This is a genomic window from Halomonas sp. 3D7M (assembly GCF_014897885.1).
Classification (GTDB): Bacteria; Pseudomonadota; Gammaproteobacteria; order Pseudomonadales; family Halomonadaceae; genus Vreelandella.
In genome coordinates this window covers 1-8,515 of sequence record NZ_JABUZF010000074.1, presented here as the reverse complement: position 1 = coordinate 8,515, position 8,515 = coordinate 1, and the positions used below count along the sequence as shown (strand labels likewise).

Annotated in this window: 5 protein-coding genes; all 5 read right to left on the bottom strand. The window is 46.9% G+C overall.

From position 1 onward, the window contains the following. Positions 1–132 precede the first annotated feature (132 nt). On the bottom strand, positions 133–1,785 hold the full coding sequence (pgm, locus tag INT22_RS02470) for a phosphoglucomutase (alpha-D-glucose-1,6-bisphosphate-dependent) (protein WP_446718925.1): 1,653 nt from the start codon (positions 1,783–1,785) through the stop codon (positions 133–135). 1,073 nt (positions 1,786–2,858) lie between these two features. Continuing rightward, the gene (locus INT22_RS02465) at positions 2,859–3,038 is read right to left on the bottom strand and encodes a hypothetical protein (protein ID WP_193067601.1); all 180 of its coding nucleotides are present in this window, start codon (positions 3,036–3,038) and stop codon (positions 2,859–2,861) included. A 421-nt stretch (positions 3,039–3,459) separates the two neighbouring features. Next, positions 3,460–5,697, bottom strand: a complete 2,238-nt coding sequence (locus INT22_RS02460) for a glycosyltransferase family 2 protein (protein ID WP_193067600.1) — start codon at positions 5,695–5,697, stop codon at positions 3,460–3,462. Positions 5,698–5,873: 176 nt separating this feature from the next. Then, positions 5,874–6,821 carry a sulfotransferase family 2 domain-containing protein gene (locus INT22_RS02455; protein WP_193067599.1) on the bottom strand — a complete coding sequence of 316 codons (948 nt, stop codon included), beginning with the start codon at positions 6,819–6,821 and terminating at the stop codon, positions 5,874–5,876. 247 nt (positions 6,822–7,068) lie between these two features. Beyond that, positions 7,069–8,067, bottom strand: a complete 999-nt coding sequence (galE, locus tag INT22_RS02450) for a UDP-glucose 4-epimerase GalE (RefSeq protein ID WP_193067598.1) — start codon at positions 8,065–8,067, stop codon at positions 7,069–7,071. Positions 8,068–8,515 lie beyond the last annotated feature (448 nt).

The following is an 8,515-nucleotide window of genomic DNA, read 5'->3' as shown; positions in this document are numbered from 1 at the left end:
GTGGGTCGGTTTAATGGCGCTTACCCTCACTCAATTACCTGCCACCCATTTAATATGCTCAAAGGGCATGATATGAAAATTTCAACGCGCCAGTAATGCTAATCGAAGGACAAGTAAGCGCGGCCCCACTACTTACCCCGTTAACACTCCGGAAAGCAGCGTAGTGGCACTATCAATCAGTTCATCTAAATGCTGCGGGCCTTTAAAGCTTTCAGCGTACACTTTATAGAGCGATTCAGTACCGCTTGGGCGCGCAGCAAACCAGCCATTGTCAGTGGTTACCTTCAAACCACCAATGGCCTCTCCATTGCCCGGCGCATTAACCAACACCGCGATAATCCGGTCACCGGCTAGCATGGTTTCAGTAACGCTGTTAGCGCTAAGCTTTTTAAAGGCCGCTTTTTCTTCTGCTGTACAGGCAGTATCCACACGCTTGTAGAATGGCTCACCAAAGCGCTCGGTTAAGGAACGGTAGTATTCACTAGGTGTTTTCCCAGTGACTGCGGTGATTTCAGCGGCTAACAAGCAAAGCGCAATGCCGTCTTTATCAGTCGACCAAGCCTTTCCATCGCGCGTTAATAAGCTCGCCCCAGCACTCTCTTCACCACCGAAGGCAAGCCACCCCTGGTGCAGCCCTTCAACAAACCACTTAAAGCCAACCGGTACTTCATAGAGTTCACGATGATGGGCAGCCACAACCCTATCTATCATCGAAGAAGACACCAGCGTCTTACCGATGTTGAGTGTTTCCGCCCACTCAGGTCGATGGCCAATCAAATAGTCCACGCACACTGCTAAAAAGTGGTTTGGGTTCATTAAGCCATTGGCATCAACAATGCCGTGACGATCAGCGTCAGGGTCGTTGCCAAAAGCGAGATCAAAGCGATCTTTGATCTTTAACAAGTTAGCCATGGCATCAGGGCTAGAGCAATCCATACGAATCTTACCGTCGTGATCCAGTGGCATAAAACCAAAGCTGGCATCGACAGACGTATTGACCACCTCAAGATTCAAGCCATAGTGTTCAGCCACTGCCTGCCATACTGGCAAGGCGGTACCGCCCATCGGGTCGACACCCAACGTGAGATTGGCTTTTTGAATAGCCGCCATATCCACTACGTTGCCCAGCTGAGCCACATAATGGGCCGTGAAATCGTACGCTTGCGCATGCGCCAACGCCTGCTCTAGCGGAACCGGAGATATGTCACATAACTGTCGTAGCAAATAGGCATTGGCGCGAAGCTCAATCCATTTTGTTGCTTCGGTATCCGCTGGCCCGCCATGCGACGGATTGTACTTAATACCGCCATCTTCAGGTGGATTATGGGAAGGCGTAATAATCAAGCCATCAGCCAATGCAGCGACTGGTGCTGTTAGGTCATTAATGTGGTTATGCTGCAAGATCGCTCGACTTACAAGCGGCGTGGCCGTAATACCATTATCTTTTTCAATGAATACAGGCACCTTATTGGCGGCTAACACCTGCAAGGCACACTCCCAGGCAGGCTTTGAAAGTGCGTGAGTATCATAGCCAAGGAACATAGGGCCTTGGTAACCTGCCTCAGTCCGGTAATCTACTACAGCTTGAGTAATCGCAAAAATGTGTGCCGCGTTAAAGGTGCGATCTGTGGCACGCCCTCGGTGGCCCGAGGTTCCAAATGCTACACGCTCTTTTGCGATGTTGGCATCTGGAGTTTCATCAAAAAACGCCTTAACGATGGCATCCATTCTACTTGCTCCCTCATTTACATTTAATTGGTCCGCGCGCGCCTGCCAAAACCTTATTGCACGCTGCGGATTACCGATTTTACTGGCGTCTTTCGCGGCTTGCTTCGCCATTTTAGCCGTCGCCATTGGATTATTAAGTAACTGTTCGATGGCAGCCTGCCATGCCTTCGGTGAATCTTCTACCAACAGTCCATTAACTCCATCGCTCACCACGTCGGTATAAGGATAGCGGTTAGAATAGACACCCACTCCGCCCATCGCAGCAATATCAAGAAACTTAATAAACGACTTGCCCTGATTAAAGGGGGTGTTTAACAACGGCGCCAAACCAATGTGCAACTGACACTTAGCCTGATAATTGCGAAAAGCGTGCCAAGGTAGCGGGTCTGGCGCCAAAACATTGGGTAATTCTACCAAGGCTGTTGGCGTATGCTTACCCAGCATCAGCTCAAGCTGTGTGTCATTTCGAGTTTGCTGAATAGCCTGCAGCGCAGGAGCAATGTGCATTAAGTCATTCAGGTGCGCTCGAGTACCGTGGAAACCGATCCGCCACGGTGCTGAGGATGAAGGAGATGGCTCAAAGTGAGTCTTTATTGGCAGCGTAGCGATAAGAGGAGGCGTTAATACTGAGACGCAGCGGTGAAGAGGACGAAAACGCTCAGCCAAAACAGCGCTGCAAGCAATTACTTCATTGCTTAATGCCACTAAGCGGGGTTGAAGCTTAGCAACGCGCGCCATACGCTTTCGATAAGCTGGCGGCAAAGTAGGGTCATTGGCGGCCGCCCCAATATCATCATCAATGAGATAACCGATATAGCCGAATGCTTGGCGATGCCGTTCAAGCCAGCGCAGCCAGCTCAACGGCAGCGAGCGGCATAGCAACACATTTGCGCCAGCATACTGGTGTAAAAAAGAGCGGCCATGACGCCAAGCTGCACCAAAAGAGCGCGAAGTAACAGTACGCTCAATCGCTGCCCCCTGGCTTCGCAGCGCTGGAGCAGCAGATTCGAGAAAATAGATATCTTCAGTCGGTAGGCCACCATCGCTAAGAACGACAAACGTGGCGCGTTTGCTCACATGGCACCTTTAAAGTATTGCACTATCTCTTCTGCCTTTAGCGTGCTGCGAAATTAAGAGTCTTGCACTAACCCTTGCCAGAAACTGATGATCGTGAAGCCTAAACGTAAATCGTGTTTCTCAGGCAGATAACTCAATGCTTTTTTAAACGGTAGCCCACGTAAAAAATACGCTTCATCGTAGCCAATAGGAAGCCCCCCCCCAGCGATCCCAATAAATCGATTCAACTTCATCGCTTTCACTGTTAACAAGCACATTACCTGAAGGTAAATCACCATGAGAAAACACGCATGGCAATCGATTAATACAACGCCACATGGCGAATATAAGGCGATTGTGTCCTACATCAAAAGTGAGTAGCGACTGACGCAACACTGCCCTTCGTAGGTAAACCCAGTAAGGCTGTTGTGTATTCATGCGCTTTAATTAACCACCAGGCACGTTATGTAATTTTTCAAGCGCATTAATAACACAGGCAGACACAGACAACCATTCATTCGCTCCCACCAGCTGAGGGCTACCGGGTAATGGCTGGCAGAACGGTGTAACAACTTCAACAGTAGTCGCGACCGTTGACTCGGATACCTACAGATCGCGAGGAGGAGCACCAACCATCCCCCCTAACCCTTCTGATCAGCCGCCCCTTGGTCAGCGTTAGCGGAGCGAAAAATCCTCATGCACCAGCGTCAGGTTTGGGTTGTAAGCAGGATCATTATCTAATTTTTCCGCCCATGTTTTGCGCATATATGCCACTTCACCAGCTGCGCGCATACGTTTTTTAGCGTTATCGTCTGCCCCGCGTGAAATTGACTCGTGGTGATATAGCTCTGCGTAGGGCGTCCACACATTACGATATCCCGCTTCACGTACTTTTAAGCAAAAATCAACATCATTAAATGCTACCGAAAGGTATTCTTCGTTCAGGCCCGCAACATCTTCAAATATCTGCTTACGTACCAGCAAGCAAGCAGCAGTCACAGCAGATAAGTTATGAGCAACATGCAAGCGAGTAAAATAACCAATCGCATGACGAGTAAAGTATTTATGTGCATGGCCCGCTACACCTCCAATACCTAAAATAACCCCAGCATGCTGAATAGTATCATTAGGGTAATAAAGCTTAGCACCTACACAGCCAATCTCTGGGCGATTAGCTTGCCTTACCATTTCAGTTAACCATTGCGCGTTAATGGGCTCAATATCATTATTAATTAAACCAATAATTTCACCGTTGGCATGCTGCACACCAAAATTATTAATTGCAGAATAATTAAAGGGGTGCTCCCAGCGCAAAACACGTACACGGGTATCCTGGGAAGCTATTGCATCCATATACTTAAGCGTATCTAGGCACGTACTACCATTATCTAAGATCAGTACTTCGAAATTTTGATAATCCGTGCGTGCTAACACCGCATCAACGCAAGGTTTAAGAATTTCAACACGATCACGGGTAGGAATCAGAAGGCTAACAAAAGGGACCTGTTCGGGCAGCGGCCAATGCACGCGGTAAGTATTCGGGAACGTGCCATGTTCAACTTCTGCTTCCGCACAGTGGCTAGATAAATGGTCTGCTACAGCTTTAAGCCCTGCGTTTGAGGTATAGTCCTTTTGCTCACTGTTAACCGCCGTCGAGCCTTCTACAGCGCGCCAGTGATAAAGCACTTTAGGCACATGTACAATTTGCTGTGGTGTAATGTGAGTACTGACCCGAAGCGCTAAATCATGGTCTTGGCTACCTTCAAAGCCTTCCCTAAATCCGCCTAGCGCACGTACCAGTTCAGTGTTATACAAACCCAAGTGAGAAATATAATTCTGCGCAAGTAACAGATCAGGGTTCCAATCAGGCTTAAAATGAGGGTCGTAACGATAGCCACGCTCATCCAGCTTATCTTCGTCACTATATAAGAGGCATGCATCCGGCTGGTGGTTGATTGCCGTTGCCATTTCCAGCAGCGCTTCAGGAGCTAAACAGTCGTCGTGATCCAACAAAGCGATAAATTCGCCTTTTGCCAACGCTAATGCACTATTACTCGCAGCACAAATATGGCCATTGGTTTTACGTGTAACAACGTGAATACGTCGATCTTGCTCAACATAATTAGCCAACAATTCCGATATTGCTGGGTCGGTAGAAGTATCGTCAGCAATACAAAGCTGCCAATGAAAGTAATGCTGAGCAAGTACTGAATCTAAGCACGCCTTTAGGAACTCAATCGGCGGATTATAAACTGGCACCAATACTGAAATCAGCGGCGTATAGCGTAAGCTTTGAATGGATTCCTTAATCTGCTCCTGTGTTAATACCGGCTGGTTAGTCAGCCATGCTTGGTAATTACGGCCTGCCGTAAAGCGTTCAAAGGTTGTCTCATAATGTTGCATAGCAAGCTCGCGCCAACCAACATTCTGTTTAGCAGCAAGTTTTTTTAGTTCAGGTAGTACCTGAACTTTCTGAAAACCGCGCCACTGAAAATGCATATTCACCAAGCGCTGGGCTAAACGATCATGGGCAAACCAGGGGGTAAGCCATACAAAACGTAGATGCCGAATACTAAAGCGTCCTTCACTTTCCAACGGATCTAAGCGAATTCCTTTAAGCCCACGGGGAACATACAATAACCGCTTAGTAATGCGCCCATCCTTTAATGGCAGATAAACACTTTTCTCCTCACTGATACCTTCGCCAGTATCCATGTAAAGCTTAACTGCTGCGCTGGGTTGGTCATGTGCCATTTCCACTTCTAACATTTGCCAGCCAGGCAATAGTGCCGCTTTTTTAAGCTTAAATTGAGGGTCATCACCCAGCGAACACCAAGCAAACTCCTCATCCTGAGGTAGTGCTGTTAACTGATGAGTAGGAACATAACGGGGAGTGATAACAAACGGATTCATAGAAGGCTCGACACAACATTGTCTTTAACAGCAAGCTTACCCAACTTTTTTTTAAATATCACGGCAATACCTAAGGCGTAAAAATCACACTGAAATTTTATTAAACATTACTTTTAAACATGCCAGTAAACATGTAGCGCATGCTTCTTCTTTCATTTAACTGCCATATAGAAGAGCTATTTAATACGCCTCTTACCCAACAGCTGACCAGTTTCAGGCACCATCACTTCCTCCACACTTCCTTTCGCTAACGGTGCTTCAAAATTGTAATGAAAACCTACATAACCAGAACGAGGCAACCCTAAACGCAAAAATGCAGGGCGTAAATCTTTACTTTCAACCGTTGCCACGTGTTTGCCATCTACTAAGATATCCAAAGCAACAGGCACATCGCTTTCAGCGTGCCACGCCCACCCTGAAATACTTTTCTCACTCATCTGCTGAACAGCGCCGTGTACGTAGCCCTTGCCATCATCAAACAACGCCTTGCGCTGCTCAAACAAGTGAACAGCCCTACGGTATAAGCGTATATCCTGTTCATTAAGCGCCGTTAGCTCTTCTAACTGCTCTTTTGGCAGCTCATAGCTAGTCGTTTTATCTGCCCGCCCCATGTTCATATCAACCGACTGAACACTCAAACCATAACGCTGATTGAACATAGCAAGACTATCTTCATAGGCTTCATTTAAGCCGATCAACCCTATGGCTTCTAACGGCACACTCTGCAGTATTTTAGACTGTCGATTAACAAAGTGCGGCTTACGATAAAACGAAGGCAAATCACCCTCGTAGCCATGATGACGTACAAAATGCTGGTACTCCGATACCAAGCGCTGCACCGGATCGCGAACAAACGTCACCGTTTGGCTCACACTAAATAAATAAACGAATTTATTCGCATTCACGTGACCGCTTAAAAACGACACATGGTTATTGCAAAGAGTTCGATAAAACCCAAGCAAGTCTTTCTCTTCATAGACATATTTCTGAACCAATGACGAGGTTTCTGCCGCACTGGGTGAGTAATCATAAAGCACTCGCTCACTACCAAATAGCTGCTCTGTCGCTTTGCGAAAGCTCGTGCCTGCAGTTTTAGGAATATGAACAAAAAAAATAGGTAACATAGATGACCTTATCAAAACACTTGCAATAGCAAGCGTGGTAAACACTCAAAATAACAACAGGCCAGCACAGCCGCCTTTATCGGCTTACTATTAAAGTAAAGGCGTTTACAGCTCGCTCACACAAAACGCTTTCCATGAAGTCAGCCGCTCATACTATGCAAACTGATTCAAACTACAACCGGCTGTATAACACTAGGCAGTACATTCTCATCTACAGAACCGTTTATACAGCCTTGTTCAAGAGTACTTATAGCCCCCCTTTACAAATATGCTTTTCCCACGCCCAGGCGTGCTCAACAATGGTTTTTAAATCAGCGTAGCAAGGCTGCCAGCTTAGCGCTTCGCGCGCTAGCGTTGCGTCTGCTACCAATACGGCGGGGTCACCTGCCCTGCGGCTGCCTTCTTCCACGGTTAATGAACAGCCATCTTCAGCCACTACCGCTTCAACCATCTCAATTACCTGCTGCACAGAGTAGCCTTGCCCATTGCCTAAGTTATAGGCCAATGCCCCCTGTCGTACACCGTCTGTTAAGCTGCACATGGCCAGTAAATGCGCGCTACACAAATCTTCAATATGAATATAATCGCGGATACAGGTGCCATCATCGGTTGTGTAGTCTCGCCCAAACACGGTGATAGATTCACGTCGGCCAGAGGCCGCTTGCAAAATTAACGGAATAAGATGTGTTTCAGGGTCGTGACACTCGCCTAGCTCACCTTCGGGGTCCGCGCCACAAGCATTAAAGTAGCGTAAACAGACCGAATTTAAGCCATAGGCGTTATAGTAGTCTTGTAAGATTCGCTCCACCATCAGCTTACTCGCCCCATAGGGGTTAATAGGCTGTTGCGGATGAGCCTCGTCAATTGGCACGTATTCGGGCTCGCCGAAGGTGGCAGCAGTGGATGAGAAAATAAAGTTTTTCACACCATGGCGTACCATCGCATCTAACAAGTTCAGTGTATTGACCACATTATTACGATAATACTTGCTAGGATTTTGCATCGACTCGCCGACTAAGCTGGCCGCTGCAAAGTGCATTACCCCATCAAATGCGTATTTATTAAACAACTGTTCTAACAACGCCGTATCTGCCAAGTCTCCGACCACTAACTCGCCATAACGTGCTTGGTCGCGAAAACCAGTAGAAAGGTTATCAAGCACCACCACGGAATGCCCGGCGTAAACCAACTGTTTGGCCATATGCGAGCCGATATAGCCTGCGCCGCCGACTACAAGAATACTCATGAATTGCTCCTTCAACCCTTCGATAGTTTTAATATCATTATAATTTACCTATAAAAACTTGATTAACTCATAATACCACTTCAATACCAGAGAATAGCAGCACCACTTAGCCTTATCCAAAAAACTAAAAAACATCATCAAACCTGCCATCTAACTTATAAAAAGTTCTATTAAACCAGTTCACTCCTGAGAACCTTATACGCGCTTTTTTATCACTGTCTTTATTCCCTACATAAACAACATTATCTTTCGAAGAGATTATGAATTTTCTTATAACACTATCACTAAGCTCACAAACAGGCCAATTTGATCTTTTAAAAAACCCCCCTCTGTCAGCCTTGTTGTCCGGTTGGTGATATCGCCTAAATCTAATCCAGAGGGAGCGGCATGGAGTCCTTGTGCCACGTTATTCTGCAGAGCGTAAAGCAGCCGTCCTGAAGAAGTTGTT

Bases quoted from the DNA above. Each gene is read 5' to 3' on its own strand.
- galE (WP_193067598.1), bottom strand. From the start codon at position 8,067: ATGAGTATTCTTGTAGTCGGCGGCGCAGGCTATATCGGCTCGCATATG.
- INT22_RS02455 (WP_193067599.1), bottom strand. From the start codon at position 6,821: ATGTTACCTATTTTTTTTGTTCATATTCCTAAAACTGCAGGCACGAGC.
- INT22_RS02460 (WP_193067600.1), bottom strand. From the start codon at position 5,697: ATGAATCCGTTTGTTATCACTCCCCGTTATGTTCCTACTCATCAGTTA.
- INT22_RS02465 (WP_193067601.1), bottom strand. From the start codon at position 3,038: ATGAAGTTGAATCGATTTATTGGGATCGCTGGGGGGGGGCTTCCTATT.